This is a genomic window from Streptomyces sp. SID3343 (genome assembly GCF_009865215.1).
In the GTDB taxonomy this organism is placed as follows: Bacteria; Actinomycetota; Actinomycetes; order Streptomycetales; family Streptomycetaceae; genus Embleya.
On the sequence record NZ_WWJX01001327.1, the window covers coordinates 14,403 to 28,257 of the forward strand.

Annotated in this window: 14 protein-coding genes and 1 tRNA gene; 5 read left to right on the forward strand and 10 right to left on the reverse strand. The window is 70.7% G+C overall.

All coding sequences use genetic code 11. From position 1 onward, the window contains the following. Nucleotides 1–22 precede the first annotated feature (22 nt). A complete protein-coding gene (locus GT354_RS41965) occupies nt 23–1,288 on the reverse strand; it encodes a right-handed parallel beta-helix repeat-containing protein (RefSeq protein WP_237535982.1) in 1,266 nt (421 codons plus the stop codon). A 202-nt stretch (nt 1,289–1,490) separates the two neighbouring features. Here GT354_RS41965 and GT354_RS41970 point away from each other — a divergent pair, with 202 nt between their 5' ends. Further along, complete coding sequence (locus GT354_RS41970; RefSeq protein ID WP_237535983.1) at nt 1,491–2,690, forward strand: Dyp-type peroxidase; 1,200 nt, start codon at nt 1,491–1,493, stop codon at nt 2,688–2,690. Between the two features lie 14 nt (nt 2,691–2,704). Here GT354_RS41970 and GT354_RS41975 read toward each other — a convergent pair whose 3' ends face one another. Continuing rightward, entirely contained in the window at nt 2,705–3,676 is a 972-nt protein-coding gene (locus GT354_RS41975; protein WP_161362025.1) for a hypothetical protein, read from the reverse strand. 202 nt (nt 3,677–3,878) lie between these two features. Next, nucleotides 3,879–4,778 carry a helix-turn-helix transcriptional regulator gene (locus tag GT354_RS41980; protein WP_161362027.1) on the reverse strand — a complete coding sequence of 300 codons (900 nt, stop codon included), beginning with the start codon at nt 4,776–4,778 and terminating at the stop codon, nt 3,879–3,881. 138 nt (nt 4,779–4,916) lie between these two features. Between GT354_RS41980 and GT354_RS41985 the strand changes: the two genes are divergently transcribed. Next, nucleotides 4,917–5,468 (forward strand): SRPBCC family protein, encoded by a 552-nt coding sequence (locus GT354_RS41985; protein WP_161362029.1) that lies wholly within the window; start codon nt 4,917–4,919, stop codon nt 5,466–5,468. 198 nt (nt 5,469–5,666) lie between these two features. Here the strand turns inward: GT354_RS41985 and GT354_RS41990 are convergent. Both GT354_RS41990 and GT354_RS41995 read right to left on the reverse strand, forming a co-directional pair. Further along, nucleotides 5,667–5,742 (reverse strand) — tRNA-Arg (locus GT354_RS41990). A 71-nt stretch (nt 5,743–5,813) separates the two neighbouring features. After that, entirely contained in the window at nt 5,814–6,143 is a 330-nt protein-coding gene (locus GT354_RS41995) for a cupin domain-containing protein (RefSeq protein ID WP_161362031.1), read from the reverse strand. A 484-nt stretch (nt 6,144–6,627) separates the two neighbouring features. Here GT354_RS41995 and GT354_RS56850 point away from each other — a divergent pair, with 484 nt between their 5' ends. The 3 genes from GT354_RS56850 (at nt 6,628) to GT354_RS42010 (ending at nt 8,778) form a co-directional block, all read left to right on the forward strand. Next, the gene (locus GT354_RS56850) at nt 6,628–7,092 is read left to right on the forward strand and encodes a GNAT family N-acetyltransferase (RefSeq protein ID WP_161362033.1); all 465 of its coding nucleotides are present in this window, start codon (nt 6,628–6,630) and stop codon (nt 7,090–7,092) included. 373 nt (nt 7,093–7,465) lie between these two features. Next, complete coding sequence (locus tag GT354_RS42005) at nt 7,466–8,443, forward strand: sigma-70 family RNA polymerase sigma factor (protein WP_161362035.1); 978 nt, start codon at nt 7,466–7,468, stop codon at nt 8,441–8,443. A gap of 143 nt (nt 8,444–8,586) precedes the next feature. After that, nucleotides 8,587–8,778: a hypothetical protein gene (locus GT354_RS42010; protein ID WP_161362037.1), complete on the forward strand. Its 192-nt coding sequence runs from the start codon at nt 8,587–8,589 to the stop codon at nt 8,776–8,778. A gap of 115 nt (nt 8,779–8,893) precedes the next feature. Here GT354_RS42010 and mscL read toward each other — a convergent pair whose 3' ends face one another. The 5 genes from mscL to GT354_RS42035 form a co-directional block, all read right to left on the reverse strand. Further along, on the reverse strand, nt 8,894–9,382 hold the full coding sequence (gene mscL, locus GT354_RS42015) for a large conductance mechanosensitive channel protein MscL (protein ID WP_161362039.1): 489 nt from the start codon (nt 9,380–9,382) through the stop codon (nt 8,894–8,896). A gap of 142 nt (nt 9,383–9,524) precedes the next feature. Next, nucleotides 9,525–10,268 carry an SAF domain-containing protein gene (locus tag GT354_RS42020; RefSeq protein WP_161362041.1) on the reverse strand — a complete coding sequence of 248 codons (744 nt, stop codon included), beginning with the start codon at nt 10,266–10,268 and terminating at the stop codon, nt 9,525–9,527. Between the two features lie 481 nt (nt 10,269–10,749). Beyond that, the gene (locus GT354_RS42025; protein ID WP_161362043.1) at nt 10,750–11,589 is read right to left on the reverse strand and encodes an S-methyl-5'-thioadenosine phosphorylase; all 840 of its coding nucleotides are present in this window, start codon (nt 11,587–11,589) and stop codon (nt 10,750–10,752) included. A gap of 3 nt (nt 11,590–11,592) precedes the next feature. Next, on the reverse strand, nt 11,593–11,976 hold the full coding sequence (locus GT354_RS42030; protein WP_161362045.1) for an FmdB family zinc ribbon protein: 384 nt from the start codon (nt 11,974–11,976) through the stop codon (nt 11,593–11,595). A gap of 46 nt (nt 11,977–12,022) precedes the next feature. Further along, a complete protein-coding gene (locus GT354_RS42035; RefSeq protein WP_161362047.1) occupies nt 12,023–13,390 on the reverse strand; it encodes an MFS transporter in 1,368 nt (455 codons plus the stop codon). Between the last annotated feature and the right edge of the window lie 465 nt (nt 13,391–13,855).

Sequence of the window (13,855 nt, forward strand, 5' to 3'; positions counted from 1 at the left end):
CCCCGCCGCACGCCGGCCGGGCTCAGCGGGGTTGCGGTATCGCGGCGGCGTCGGTCGGCAGGGCGTAGCGGTCGGGATCGACCGTTCCGGGCAGGTCCGTCGCCGGACGGCCGGGCACCGTGGGGTCGGGCATCGAGGGTTGGGCGGGCGGGGCGGGCACCGCGTGGAACGCGACACCGGGCGGCGGCTGGACGGGGACGACCCGACCCACCGGGACGGGCCGGCGCGGGGCTACGCCGCACCCGGCGAGGTCCTCCAGGCCGTTCGGACTCTGTGTCCCGGGCGAGTTGCCGGTGAAACAGTTGCCGGGGTCGGCCGCGGCCGTCACCAGGTCGACGCCGTTGTCGGTGACCCGATTGCCTTCGACGCGGTTTCCGACGGCCGGATGCCCGACCGGGTCGGTGACGACGATCCCGGCCGAGCGGTTGCCCCGGACGAGGTTGCGCGCGATCCGGTTCTCTTGGCCGCCCCCGATTCCGATGCCGATCCCGAAGCCACCGTCGGCCTGTTCGGGCGTGTCCGACGCGTTGTTGTCGGTGATCACGTTGCCGGCGATCACCGCGCCGTGTTGTGGTGCGAGCGCCTCCAGGTCGTTGGAGTTGACCGTCACCCCGACCCGATTGCCGACGACGCGGTTGCCGAGCACCGACAGGCCCTCCGAGGCGTTGGTGATCTCGATGCCGACCGCATTGCGCTCCACCGTGTTGCCGCGCACGAGCGTGTCGCACGGCTTGCACTGGCCCACGTAGATGCCGGAATCGGCCTGCCCGGAGGTGTAGGAGTCCTCGATGATGCCGCCGCGCGCGTCGAAGGCGTAGATGCCGTACAGCCCGTTGTTGTACGCGGTCACCTTGGTGGCCCGAAACCCCTGCACCATCGGGAACCGGGTGGTGTCCAGCGGGTTGTACGCCGAGCCGCCCGCGCCCCGCTGTTGCAGTTTCTCGTCGGTGACGCCGGTGAACAGGACGCCGTTGGCGAGGTAGCCGCGAACGGTGAGGTTCTCCACCACCGATCCGGCGCCGGTGACGGTGATGCCGTTGGCGAGCCGCACCCCGCCGTCGAGGATCACCGCGTTGCGATCCGTACCGCGCAGCACCACACGCGGTTTGGTGACCCGCACGCTCTCGCGGTACACGCCCGGACCGACCAGCACGGTGTCGCCCTCCACAGCGGTCTCCACCGCCTTCTGCACCGTGCGAAAGTCCTGCGGCACACGCAGCACGTTCCCGGCGGGGTGCTTCTCGGCGGACGCCTCGGCATCCGTCGACGAGGAGCAGGCCGCGATCATGGGTGCGACACACACGAGCGCCGGTGCCAGGTAGCGCAGCGTCGTCGTCCTGGCCTTGGTCCCCGTCCCCGTCCCCGCCCCCGTCCTTGCCCTCGTCCTCGCCCTCGTCCGGAAGACGCCGGACCGGGACGTCGGTTGAGGTAACGAGCAGCGCGGAGGCAGGAGTTGCATGACAGGTGTTCTATCGTCTGCAATGTCGCCCATGCATACCGACCCGGAAAACCGACGGGAGCAGGGCCGCCCTGCCACATCCGGTTTGGGACGCAGAGCCCTGCTCGCGACCGGAGCGGCGCTGGCCGCAGCGGTCGGCGCGGCGGCGGAACCGGTGGCGAACAACAGCCGGCCGCGGCGTGGCGGCGCCGCGCCCGACACCTCGCCGATCGCCTTTCACGGCCTGCGTCAAGCCGGGCTGACACAGCCTCAGTTGCCCGCGGCGCACATGCTGTCCTTCGACCTTCCGCCGACCTCCGTCACCGCGGACCGCGAGACCCTTCGCAACGTCCTCGCCGCGCTGACCCACACGCTGTCCACCGCAGCCGCCGGCACGCTGCCCGAGCCGCGCCTGCACACCGGAGAGACGACCCGACTCGCGTGCGTCGTCGGCGTCGGTCCCGCGATCGCCTCCCGGCTCGGCCTGAACGTGCCCCCCGAACTGGCCGACCTGCCGACCTTCCCCGACGATCGCCTGGACCCGGCCCGCGGCCACGGCGACGTACTGCTCCAACTGTGCGCCGCCGACCGCTGGACGCCGACCGTCGTCGCCGAACTGGCCACCACCGCCGTGCAGTCCGCCGGCGCCGTCCCGCGCTGGACCCAATCCGGCTTCCTGCCGCACACGGCACCAGGCGTCACCCCGCGAAACCTCTTCGGCTTCAAGGACGGCACCGCCAACCCCGACGAGCCCACCGCCCAGCGCTGGGTCTGGGGCCCACCGGGAGCCCATCAAAACGGAACCATCCTGGTCTACCGCAGAATTCACATGGACGTCGCCGGCTTCGCGGCGATCCCCGAGGACCGACAGAACACGATGATCGGCCGCCGGGCAGCCGACGGCATCCCACTCACCGGCACTGCCGAACACGACGACCCGGACATCTACGCCAAGCACCCCGACGGCGCCTACGTCATCCCGGCGACGGCCCACGTCCGCCTCAGCAGTCCCCGCCTCGACAGAGGCGCCCGCATGCTCCGCCGCAGTTACAACTACGACGACGGCCCGAACGACCGCGGCCTGCTCTTCTGCGCCTACATGCGCGACCCGGCCCTGTTCACCCGAGTCCAAAACCGCCTGGCGGCACGCGACGCCCTGCTGCCCTTCATCGAACACCGAGCCTCGGCCGTGGCCTACGTCCTCCCGGGCGCCACCCCGAACGAACCCCTCGGCCACCACCTCTGGACCTAGCGGCGGCCCCCCGGCTAGCGGTGGCCGCGCAGGCGGGCACGCAGCAGGTTGGGGTCGGTGGCCGTGGTGTAGGCGGCGCTGAGGACGTACACCTCGTTGCCGCGCAGCGCGACGGAGGTGGGGTTCTGGAGTCCGTCGGCGGCGTCCAGAACGGTGGTGTGGGTGCCGTCGGGCCGGATCCGCATGACGGTGTTGGGGCCGTTGACGGCGGCGAGGATGTCGTCGCCGCGGCCGGTGAAACCGAAGTCGTCGATGCCGACCATGCCCGATGCCTTGACCTGCGGCGTCCCCGCGCGGTTTCCGGAGCGGATGGGGATCCGCAGGAGGGTGCCCTGGTCGAGGTTGGTCACCCACAGGGCGCCGTTGTGTACTTTCGCGCCGTTGGCGCCGAGGAAGCCGGCGGAGGCGAGTTCGGGGGCGGTGGACCAAGCGGTCGGCGTGCCGCCGCTGGTGGGGACGGTCCACACGGTGCCGAGCACCGAGTCGGTGATGTAGAGCCGCTTGGTGCGCTTGTCCAGGGCCAGCCCGTTGGGCAGGCTGTTGGCGGGCAGTGCGGCGATGCGCTGGGGGGCCTGTCCGGGGCGCAGCCGCCACAGCCCCGTCAGGTCGGCCGTGCCGGTCGCGTACAGCACGTACAGGGTGCCGTCCGTGTTACGGACGATTCCGGTGGCCAAGGCGAACCCGAGGGCGGGCGTGTTGACTCCGCCGTCGGCGGGTGCGGGCAGCGTGGCCAGGATGCGCGTCGTGCCCCAGGGGGTGATCTGGGCTACCTGGCGACTGCCGGCGAAGGTGACGGCCGCCGTGCCGTCAGGCAGCAGGGCGATGTTCTCCGGCATCTGGCGCGCCGACAGGTCGAAGTGGGAGGCGAGCCGTACATCCGCCAGTGGTTCCCTCGTGTGTGTCGCGTTGGCCGGCGCGGCGGCCGTAAAGGCGGCTGCGGCTGCCAGCACGGTGGCAAGGGTGATCTTGACGCTTCGCTTGGACATGGTTCGTTCCTTCACGTGTGTTTCGGAGGATGCGTTTTCCGGCATGCGGAACAGGCGTGCGGCTGCGGGCAGTCGGGCCCGCGCATGTGGTCTCGGGCGTTGCGGTTTTGGGCATGCGGCGGCCGTGGCGCGGCGCCCTGGTCGAGTGGGCTCCTCGGCGAGCCGGTCGTGCCGGCGCTGCCGCGGGGCGAGGAAGCTCGGGTCAGGTGGTGCGGGCTTCGGCGGCGTGGAGCGGCCGGGTCGCTTCCGGTGGTGCGGTGGCATGGGCGAGCAGGGTCAACGCCGTCGCGGAGGGGGAGCCGGGGGCGGCCGTGGCCACCACCAGGACGGGGCCGTCTCCTTGGGGGCTCTGCAGGGTCTGCTGAGCGGCGGTCAGGGTCCCGACCAGGGGATGGCGCATCTCGTACTCGGCGACATCACATTGCCTGATCCGATGGTTGGCCCACATCGTGGCGAACTCCGGGCTGCGCATGGTCAGTTCGCCGATCAGTGCGGCCAAGAGTGGGTCCTGCGGGTGTCGCCCGGCCGTCAGGCGCAGGTTGCCCACCACGGCCTTGGCCTTGGCGGGCCAGTCGGTGTACAGATCGCGGGTGTGTGCGTCGAGGAATACCAGCCTGGCCATGTTGGGCCGTAGGCCGGGATCGTTGGGACTCTCCAGGTCGAGATGGCCGGCGAACAGCGCGTGGCCCTGCCGGTTCCAGGCCAGGACGTCGCTGCGTCGACCGATGACGATGGCGGGTGTGCCCTCCATCGCCGCCAGCAGGGCGCGAGTCGCCTCGGTGACGTGTTCGGCCCGCAGCCGAGCCGCGGGCTTGCCTCGTTTCGGTACCCGGGCCAGTTCGTGCAGGTGGGCACGCTCGGAGTCGTCCAGTCGCAAGGCGCCCGCTATGGCGTCGAGTATCTCGGGGGATGCGTTGCGGGACTGACCCTGCTCCAGGCGGGTGTAGTAAGGAGCGCTGATGCCGGCGAGCATCGCCACCTCCTCGCGCCGCAGGCCCGGAACCCGGCGCCGCTCGCCGTAGCTCGGCAGCCCGACGTTCTCGGGCCGCAGCCCGCCCCGGCGGGCCTGAAGGAATTCGGCGAGGTGCCCGTGCTTGTCCATGGTGCCGAGTATGCGGACCGCCGGAGATCCGCGCCTGACCCCCTTGGGGTACGGCTTCGCAGGGTCTGGCTCGGATCGGCCCCGGTCCCCAGGATGAGCACGTCCCCTACACCGTTTACATCGTTTCCGGGAGTAGTCATGAGCGGCAACACCAGCAACGGCAACAGCAGCGCCGGCGGAACCACCACCGACCTGCGGCACCCACTTGCCGGGCTCGACCCGACTCCCTTCGCGTTCACCCGGCGGAGCTGGATCGACGCGACGCCGGACTCCCTCTACGACCTCGTCACCGACGTGTCACGGATCGGGACGTGGAGCCCGAGCGCCGACCAGGTGAACTACGCCCCCGGCGACGGCCCGCGGGTCGGCTCCCGGTTCAGCGGTCGCAACCGCCGGGACGGGCGCGAGTGGGTCACCGAATCCGAGGTGGTGCGGGCCGATCCGGGCACCGCGTTCGCCTTCGTCGTCGGCGGCGCCGAGGACGGCATCGTGCGCTGGACCTGGCACTTCCGCAAGCAGGGCAGGGGCAGCATCGTCGAGCAGTCCTGGCAGCTGCTGCGCACTGATCCGGTCCTGGGCGACACCCGCGAAGACATCCAGACCTTGCGCGACCACATGGCAGACAGCGCCGAATCCACACTGCTCGCACTGGCGGAGTGGATCGCCGACCGCCGTGATTCCTCAAGCTAGGGATCACCGAGTCCTCGGCGAGCCACGCACAGTGGCCACGCCTCTTCACTTGATGCCGGACAGCCACCGACCATGTGCATGGTCGGCATTGGGATTCGCGCACGCACACCGCCCCGGCCGGCCTCCGGCGGGCCGGCGGCCCCGCCGTCTCGGTCGGTGAGCGGCCTGGTCAGGCCGGGTTGTCCCCGACCTGACCGGTGGTGCCCCCAGCAGGATTTGAACCTGCGACACCCGCTTTAGGAGAGCGGTGCTCTATCCCCTGAGCTATGGAGGCGTTGGGGCCGGTGGCCCCGCAGGACAGGGTAGCGGAACGACTGTGGGGGTGTCCGGTGGCTTTGGGGTGGGTCAGGGTTTGGCGACCGTGAGGATGACGGCGGAGTCTTCCAGGGCCTCCAAGGAGTGCTGTTCGGCGGGGAGGAGGAGCAGGTCGCCGGAGGCGCCCTCGACGGTGTCGGATTCGGTGGTCAGGCGGACGTGGCCGGTGAGGACGATCAGTGAGGCTTCGCCGGGGCTGTGGTGCTCGGACAGGGTGTTTCCCTTGGTCAGGGCGATCAGCGTCTGGCGCAGCGAGTGGGCGGTGCCGCCTGTCATGGTGCTCGAACTGCGGCCGGCGGGGATCGTGCGGGCCGCGTCGAGATGTTCCTTGGTGAGGGCGCGAAGCGATATTTTGTCCATGTATGTCAGTCTCGGGCGCGCCCCATGGGTGCGCACGTTCTGATGTACTCGGGGATGCAGGGGCCCTCGGGAACCGTGATGCTGGGCGGATGAGCACAGCGTGGTCGTTGCCGCGTATGTGCGCCGCGGCGTTTCGATCGTGTCCCCGGACGAGGAGAAGAACACTTGCTCCAGCGAAGAATGAAACTCACGACCACCGACGAAAGCATTCGCACCCGGGGCACTGTTTTCGATCGGAACGGGGCGTTGGTCGCCGACTACCGGATCGGGAATCGGTCCGGCCGGCCCGCCGCGCTGGATCTGCGGTTGCATCGTCTGCCCGCCGAGGCCGCCGCTCCCGCGATCCTGACCGCGTTGCCGGGCTGGGTGGTGTCCACCGGCGCCGACACCGGCGCGGTGCTCCTGGCGTCCGGAGGGCGTTTGTTGCGGCACCTTCACCGGTACACCCGGGACCTGGGCGCGGGGGGGCGAGGTCGAGGACGCGGTGTGGGCGGATCCGGCGGTCGAGGTGCGGCCTGCCGAGAGCGTGCCCTCCGCGGCGCTGTACCCGACCTGGCTCGTCGCCTATGCGCCCGATCACCCGGACCGGCGCGCAGGCGCCGAACCGAGCGACCTGGACGGGATCTACGCCGGACACGTCCTCGGCCCGCTGATGCCGTGCAGCGTGGTGGCTTTCGATGCCGGGCGGCCGGTCGCGGCGGCCCTGGTCAACGATGCCGAGTTGTACGGACCGTGGATCGGGGAGATCTTTCGCGACCCCGATCCGCGTTATGCGGGGCTCGGTGGCCGACTGCTCCGACACGCGCTGGGGCGGGCCGCGAAGGACGGCGTCGAGGCCGTCGGGCTCGCGGTGACCGAGGGCAACCCGGCTCGCGCGGTGTACGAGCGTCTGGGGTTCCGGCAGACCGGGTCGCTCATGAACATCGTGCTGCCGGGTGGGGAGCGGTAGGCGAGCGGGCACACCGAGGGGAGCGGCGTCGGCGTCGGGGCCGTGGGGGCCTGTCCGTAACGGCCGGTGCGTTCGGTCGCCGGTGGGGGCCGGTGTCGGTCGGTGTCGCCTCGCGGTTTCGGGCTGGGGCCGGGCGGTGTCGTGGTCCGGCTTCAGGAACATCCGCAGGTCGCCGGCCGTTGAGCGTTTCGGTAGGCAAGCAGGGGTGTGCATGTGAGGGACGAGGCCGGGCAGGCGTTCTGCGCGGGTCTCCTGCGGTCGATGCGGGATCACCGCCGGTCAACCTTTCAACCGTACATCTCCGGACGGAATACCACAGGCTTCTCGTTCGTTCGAATTATTGACGAACGCGAGTGAAAGCGAGGGCTAGAGCATGCCGACTACACGTGGTGTGGCCCGACAGGGCGCCGAGCGAGTGGCGGCTTCCCGCACGCGGAAGGCTGCCGACGTCGAGCGCGACACGGTCGGTGTGTACCTGGACGAGATCAGCCGCACCAAGCTGCTCGACGCGGAGCGCGAAGTCGAGATGTCGAAGGACATCGAGGCCGGACTGTACGCGCAACGGCTCATCGACGACGGCGCCGTACCCAAGGGCGTGGACGAGGACGAGCTGCGCAGGCTGATCGAGCGCGGGGCTCAGGCGAAGGAACTGTTCATCCAGGCCAACCTGCGCCTGGTGGTCTCGGTCGCGCGGCGCTATCCGCGCAGCGGGATGCCGTTCCTGGACCTGGTTCAGGAAGGGAATGTGGGCCTGGTGCGCGCGGTCGAGAAGTTCGACTACGCGAAGGGCTTCAAGTTCTCCACCTACGCGACGTGGTGGATTCGGCAGGCGATCACCCGGGCGATGGCCGACCAGGCCCGCACCGTGCGACTGCCCGTGCACCTGGTCGAGGAGCTGAGCAAGATTCGGCGCGTCCAGCGCGAGTTCGCGCGGGACAACGGCCGTGACCCCGAGATCACCGAGATCGCCGAGGCCGTGGGCTCGACGCCTACGCGCGTCATCGACGTCATCGGCTGGGCCCGCGACCCGATCAGCCTGGACACTCCCGTCGGTGACGACGGCGAAACCGAGCTGGGCGAACTGGTGCAGGAGACCGACCCGTTGACGCCCGAGGACATCACCCTCGCGACGCTGCGACGTGAGCAGATAGCGGGTCTGGTCGGGCGACTCGACGGCCGGACCGCCAAGATCCTGCGGGCGCGTTACGGCATGACCGACGGCAAGGAACACACGCTGACCGAGGTCGGCAAGCAGCTCGGTCTGACCCGCGAGCGGATCCGTCAGATCGAGAAGCAGGCACTGGTCGAGCTTCGCGAACTGGCCACCGCCGAGGGGCTCGAAGCAGCCTGACCCGACACGGGATGTGCCGATGGCGGCGCGCCGTGGGGCTTTGGGGCGCCGCCTCGGGTGTCCGCGGGTGACCGGCGCGCCGAACTCCTGCGGACCCGCGAGACACTGGCCGCAAGACCGAGACCGACGTGAAGAAGGCGGACGTGACCGAGGCGAGCGAGCCGAACCGGCCGAACCGGCCCGAGCGACGTGATCCGTTCGGCTGGGACGGGCACGACCTGCTGCCCGACATGAGTTCCGACGAGACCGACTCCGGGTGGGGCGAGGACCGCACCACCACCGACCCGTCGGATCTGCGCCGGTTCCTCGACGACAAGCCGCCGCACCACATGTGAGCCGAGACCACAGGTGAGCCGAGACCGCGAGGACTGCGAGAGCTTCGACAGGCACCAAGGCGGGCCCGCACCTTCTTCGTGAAGGAACGGGCCCGCCGTCGTGTGCGTCGAGGCGTCAGAAGCCGGAGCGCTCGTCGCCGGGAGCGGCGTGCGAACCGGGGGTGCCCCGGCGGGTGTAGCCCGAGTCCGGGTCGAGCCGCTGGGCGAGCAGGTCGCGAATCTCGGTGAGGAGCTCGGCTTCGGTCAGCTCCTTCGCCGCTACCTGGCCGAGGGCGCGCTTGCGCTTCTCCATCATGTGGTTGAGCGGCAGAACGAGCAGGAAGTACACGACCGAGGCCGTGATCAGGAAGGTCAGCCCCGCGCTGAGGACCGAGCCCCACAGCAGTTCGACGCCGGTGGCCTGGCCCTTCGCGTCGACCCCGCACGGGCCCTTGATGCACGACTTGTAGTTGTCGAGGTTCTTCGTGCCGATCGCACCCACGACCGGGTTGATCATCCCCTTCACGAACGCGTTCACGATGGCCGTGAACGCGGCGCCGATGACCACGGCCACAGCCAGGTCGATGACGTTTCCGCGCATGAGGAACTTCTTGAAGCCGCCCACTGCTTGATTCCCATCAATCTTGATCGGTCGAAGCTTCGAGGGGCCGTCCGATCGGCGGGGAATCAGAACAATCGCCTCATTCGCCCCCGCCCGGATATTCGCCGGGCACCCCTGGAAGCCGGACAACCGTTGGAGTCTGGTGTCATTGGCGATCCGCCGCAACAGCGCCGCTCGCGAGTCGGCGGATCGTATAGGTCAGTGTGGGGCCTGTCGCGACCCCCGCAAGCTCGGCCGCGACGGACCGGCGGACTTCGAGCATCAGCAACGCGCCGGTTGACGAGACCGCCGCCGTCGAGGCGGGCGGACGGGCGAGGACGACCGCGTCGGAGGCGACCAAGCGGGCCGGCCCCGGTTGCCGGTCCGCAGGCGCGGCCAGTACGTCGATCCGGTCGCCCGGCCGCAGCACCGCCACCGCGTCGGCGTCGGCGAAGCGCGCCGGCAACACCACGCTGCCGGTGTCGGACACGCCGCCCGGCCGGGCCACCCGCACGTCGGTCAGCGGCTCGCCGCGCCGCAGCGGACCGGTCAGCGCGACCCCCTCGGTTTGCCGCACGGCACGCAGAACCCCCGCCGGACGCAGGGCAGTCGGTATGTCCACGAGCGCCACGTCGGCGGGCCCGGGGACGGCGCCGGCCGGCAGATCGCGCGCCGCCACCACGATTGGTGTCGTCGGCGTCGAGGCCGGCCGCACCGCCACGATCAACGCGAGCACGGCCACCGCCGCCGACAACGCCGCCAGGCCGCGCCGATGCCGCGCCAGCACCCGCCGCAGCGCCGGCCGCGCGGTCGAGCCGCGCGGCGATCCCGGCAACGGACCCGACGACGCGAACGACGAGCCGAACGGCGCACCGAACGACGAGCCCGGGGGCGATCCCATCGCAGCCATCGGGTACCTCCTACACAGGGACGAGACGAACACAAGCGCACAGCTGTGCGGCTCGACCCCCGCCGGAACCGGGGCGTGGAAACGAGAGCCGAGCCGCGTCCTCACCGTGCCGCGTCGATGCCGGCGCCCGGCCGGTCCCGCCAACCCCTGTGGACAAGTTCGCCCCTGTGGAAACCGTTCGGCCTCGTGTGGGTGACAGCCACCAACGGCCCGGCGAGCCCCCGACAACCGCGCGAAAACCACCCATCCACAACCCGCACTCCACACCCACGCCCTGCACGCACCCCGCACCAGCACCCCGCGCCCGCACCTCACCCGCCCGGCTCCCCACGCCGCACGCCCCACGCCCACGCCCAACCCACCACCACACAGCAAGAAGCCGCCACCCGATCGGATGACGGCCTTCAAGCCTCAAACAAAAAACGCGCCTCGAAGCGAAATCCCAAACGCCTCGAAACCACACACAACACCGAAGCGCGCCCTACGCGGGTCGCTCCACCTCCGCCGTCCCACACGCACACGACCGAGTCTTCGGCAGCGCCGCCACCACGTCGAACAGCAGCGTGCGCAACCGGTCCACGTTGGCCGCGAAGACTTCCATCACCTCGGCGTGGGTCACGCCCTCGCCCGCCTCGACGCCCGCGTCCAGGTCGGTGACCAGCGCGATGGCCGTGCAGCACAGGCCCAACTCGCGCGCGAGCACGGCCTCCGGGTGGCCGGTCATGCCGACGATCGACCAGCCCTGCGCCGCGTACCACTTGGATTCGGCGCGGGTGGAGAAGCGCGGCCCCTCGATCACCACGAGCGTGCCGCCGTCCAACGGCGACCAGCCGGCGTCCCGCGCGGTCGCGGTGACCACCGCGCGACCGTCGGCGCAGTACGGGTCGGCGAACGTCGTGTGCACGACCGGCGGGATCGTGCCGTCGGCGAGCGGCAGCCCGTCGAAGAACGTCTGGGTGCGGCCCGACGTACGGTCCACGAGCTGGTCGGGGACCACGAGTGTGCCCGGGCCGAGTTCGGCCCGCAGACCGCCCGTGGCGCACGGCGCGAGCACCTGCGTCACACCGACGGCGCGCAGCGCCCACAGGTTGGCGCGGTAGTTGATCCGGTGCGGCGGGATCGAGTGGTCGCGGCCGTGGCGCGGCAGGAACGCCACCCGACGGCCGGCGATCTCGCCCAGGAACAGTGCGTCACTGGGCGCGCCGTACGGCGTCTGCACCCGGACCTCGACGACGTCCTCCAGGAACGCGTAGAACCCGGAGCCGCCGATCACACCGATCTCGGCCGGGGCCACGCCCGTCGGCAGCACGCTGTCCGCCATCGCTCAGGCCGCCGACGACGTCGAACCGGACGAGCCGGACGACGACGAGGAGGACGAAGACGAGGACGAGCCCGACGACGAACCGGCCGAGGACGACCCCGAGCCCGACCCCGACCCCGAGCCCGAGTCAGAAGACGACCCGGACGACGAACCCGACGCCGTCGCGGAAGCCGTCGCGGGCGTGCCCGCAGGCGTGGAGGACGTGTTCGAACCGCGGCTGTCGGTCCGGTAGAAGCCCGAGCCCTTGAACACGACGCCTACGGCCGAGAAGACCTTGCGCAGCCTGCCCTGGCAGGCGGGGCACTCGGTCAGCGCGTCGTCCGTGAACTTCTGGACGGCCTCAAGCCCCTCGCCACAGGCGGTGCACTGGTACTGGTACGTCGGCACGGTCTGGTCCTCCTTCGACAGACAGGTCAGCTGGGTACTGGCACTCTCACCTGTCGAGTGCCAATGGTGCAGCATGCAGCGGAGTTCCGTCCACCACGGCCGCCGCCACCGGTGTAACGGGTGTCACATCGGTGGCTTCGGACGCGGGGGCGGAGGTGGTGGTGGACGCGTTGGCAAAGGTGTGACCGGCAGCGCTGCCGGAGGTGTCGGCGAAAGAGCGTACGGAGGGCTTCAGCAGCCGTTGACCGATGGTGACCGCGACGAAGCCGATCCCGGCCGCGGCGAAGGTCAACGCGAAGCCCGCGCCCGAGTCGTACGCATCGGTCAGCGTCCCGGAGAACGTCGACCCGAGCGCGAGCCCGAGACCGATCGCGCCGGTCAGCCACGTGAACGCCTCGGTCTTCGCCGCCGCCGGCACGAGCGTGTCCACGAGAGTGAACCCGGTGATCAGGGTCGGCGCGATGGCCAATCCACACAGCAACGCGACGGGGATCAGGATTCCCACGTTCGGTACGACCCACAGCGGCGCCGTGCCGAGCGCGAGCAGCGCGAAGGTCACCAGGAGCCTGCGGTGCGCCGCACGGCGCCATGCGACGGCCCCGTAGACCGCGCCGGCGATCAGGCTGCCGCCCGCGAAGACCGCGTACAGCGCGCCCGCGAGGCCCGGCTTGCCGGCTTCCTCGGCGAACGCGGTGACGGACACCTGAACGGTCCCGAAGATCGCGCCGATGCAGACGAACGCGCCGACGAGCAGGCGTACGCCGCCGATCCGCAGCGCGGACACCCGCGGGGCGTCGCCCGCCGCGCGGATCACGCGCGGTGGTGCGGTGGTGCGCTCCAGGGCGAAGAGCAGCGAGCCGCCGACGGTCAGCATCGCCTCGACCACGAGCCCGGCGGCCGGGTGGACGCCGGTGGCCAGGAAGGTCGCCACCACCGGGCCGACCACGAAGGTGAACTCGTCGGTGACCGACTCGAACGCGAACGCGGTCGGCAGAAGTGGGGACGCCTCCAGACGTGCGGCCCACCGGGCCCGGACCATCGGCCCGATCTGCGGCACGGACGCTCCCGAGAGCGCGGCGGTGACGAAGAGCAACCACAGCGGGGCGTCGTGCAGTGCCGCCACGATCACCGCGGAGACCGCGGCGCCGTGCAGCAGCGCCCCCGGGATCACCACGGCCGACTGGCCGAAGCGGTCGGCGAGGCGACCCGTCTGTGGGCCCACGAAGGCGAGCGCGACGGCGGCCGCGGCCGACACCAGGCCGGCCGTTCCGTACGAGCCGGTCGTGTGCTTGACCAGCAGCACGATCCCGATCCCGAGCATCGCGTAGGGCAGCCGCGCGACCAGCGCGGGAAGAAGGAACCGCCACGCGGACGGGGTCCGCAGAAGTGACGAGTACGTGGAGATCACGCGCATCGCCCCCGACGGGGACGTACCGCGCTCCGATGCGTGGGCATCGTCGGCTATCGCTTCCTGCCACCTGGTAGCGCACATGGGAAACCCCGGTGCGCCGAGAGCTGTCCTCGAAAAGCGTCCACCGGGGTAGATACCGGACCACTGTGCTCCGGCCGCCATGCGGTCACGACGCCAGCCCTGCGTCAGGCAGAGTCGGTGTGTGGAGAGGCATAGCCGGAGGGCATCTGTGGCGCCTTCCGGCAATCAACTGTCGAATCCTACAGTTCTCGGGCGTCCCTCGCGGCGAAACGTCGGCATTGTGACCAAGATCGCCCGCCGTGAAGGGCCGGGTGAGTCCCGTTCTCAACCCGGAGGCCGCCGGGACGCCGAGGCCCCGGGTCGTCGAATATCGGACCCGGAACACGAACACGCGGGGGGCAGGTCTTCGATCCCCGCGCCCCCGCACCCCCGCACCCCCGCGCGTCC

Coding starts and splice junctions, on each gene's coding strand:
- GT354_RS41965 (WP_237535982.1), bottom strand. CDS start 1,288: ATGATCGCGGCCTGCTCCTCGTCGACGGATGCCGAGGCGTCCGCCGAG.
- GT354_RS41970 (WP_237535983.1), top strand. CDS start 1,491: ATGCATACCGACCCGGAAAACCGACGGGAGCAGGGCCGCCCTGCCACA.
- GT354_RS41975 (WP_161362025.1), bottom strand. CDS start 3,676: ATGTCCAAGCGAAGCGTCAAGATCACCCTTGCCACCGTGCTGGCAGCC.
- GT354_RS41980 (WP_161362027.1), bottom strand. CDS start 4,778: ATGGACAAGCACGGGCACCTCGCCGAATTCCTTCAGGCCCGCCGGGGC.
- GT354_RS41985 (WP_161362029.1), top strand. CDS start 4,917: ATGAGCGGCAACACCAGCAACGGCAACAGCAGCGCCGGCGGAACCACC.
- GT354_RS41995 (WP_161362031.1), bottom strand. CDS start 6,143: ATGGACAAAATATCGCTTCGCGCCCTCACCAAGGAACATCTCGACGCG.
- GT354_RS42005 (WP_161362035.1), top strand. CDS start 7,466: ATGCCGACTACACGTGGTGTGGCCCGACAGGGCGCCGAGCGAGTGGCG.
- GT354_RS42020 (WP_161362041.1), bottom strand. CDS start 10,268: ATGGCTGCGATGGGATCGCCCCCGGGCTCGTCGTTCGGTGCGCCGTTC.
- GT354_RS42025 (WP_161362043.1), bottom strand. CDS start 11,589: ATGGCGGACAGCGTGCTGCCGACGGGCGTGGCCCCGGCCGAGATCGGT.
- GT354_RS42035 (WP_161362047.1), bottom strand. CDS start 13,390: ATGCGCGTGATCTCCACGTACTCGTCACTTCTGCGGACCCCGTCCGCG.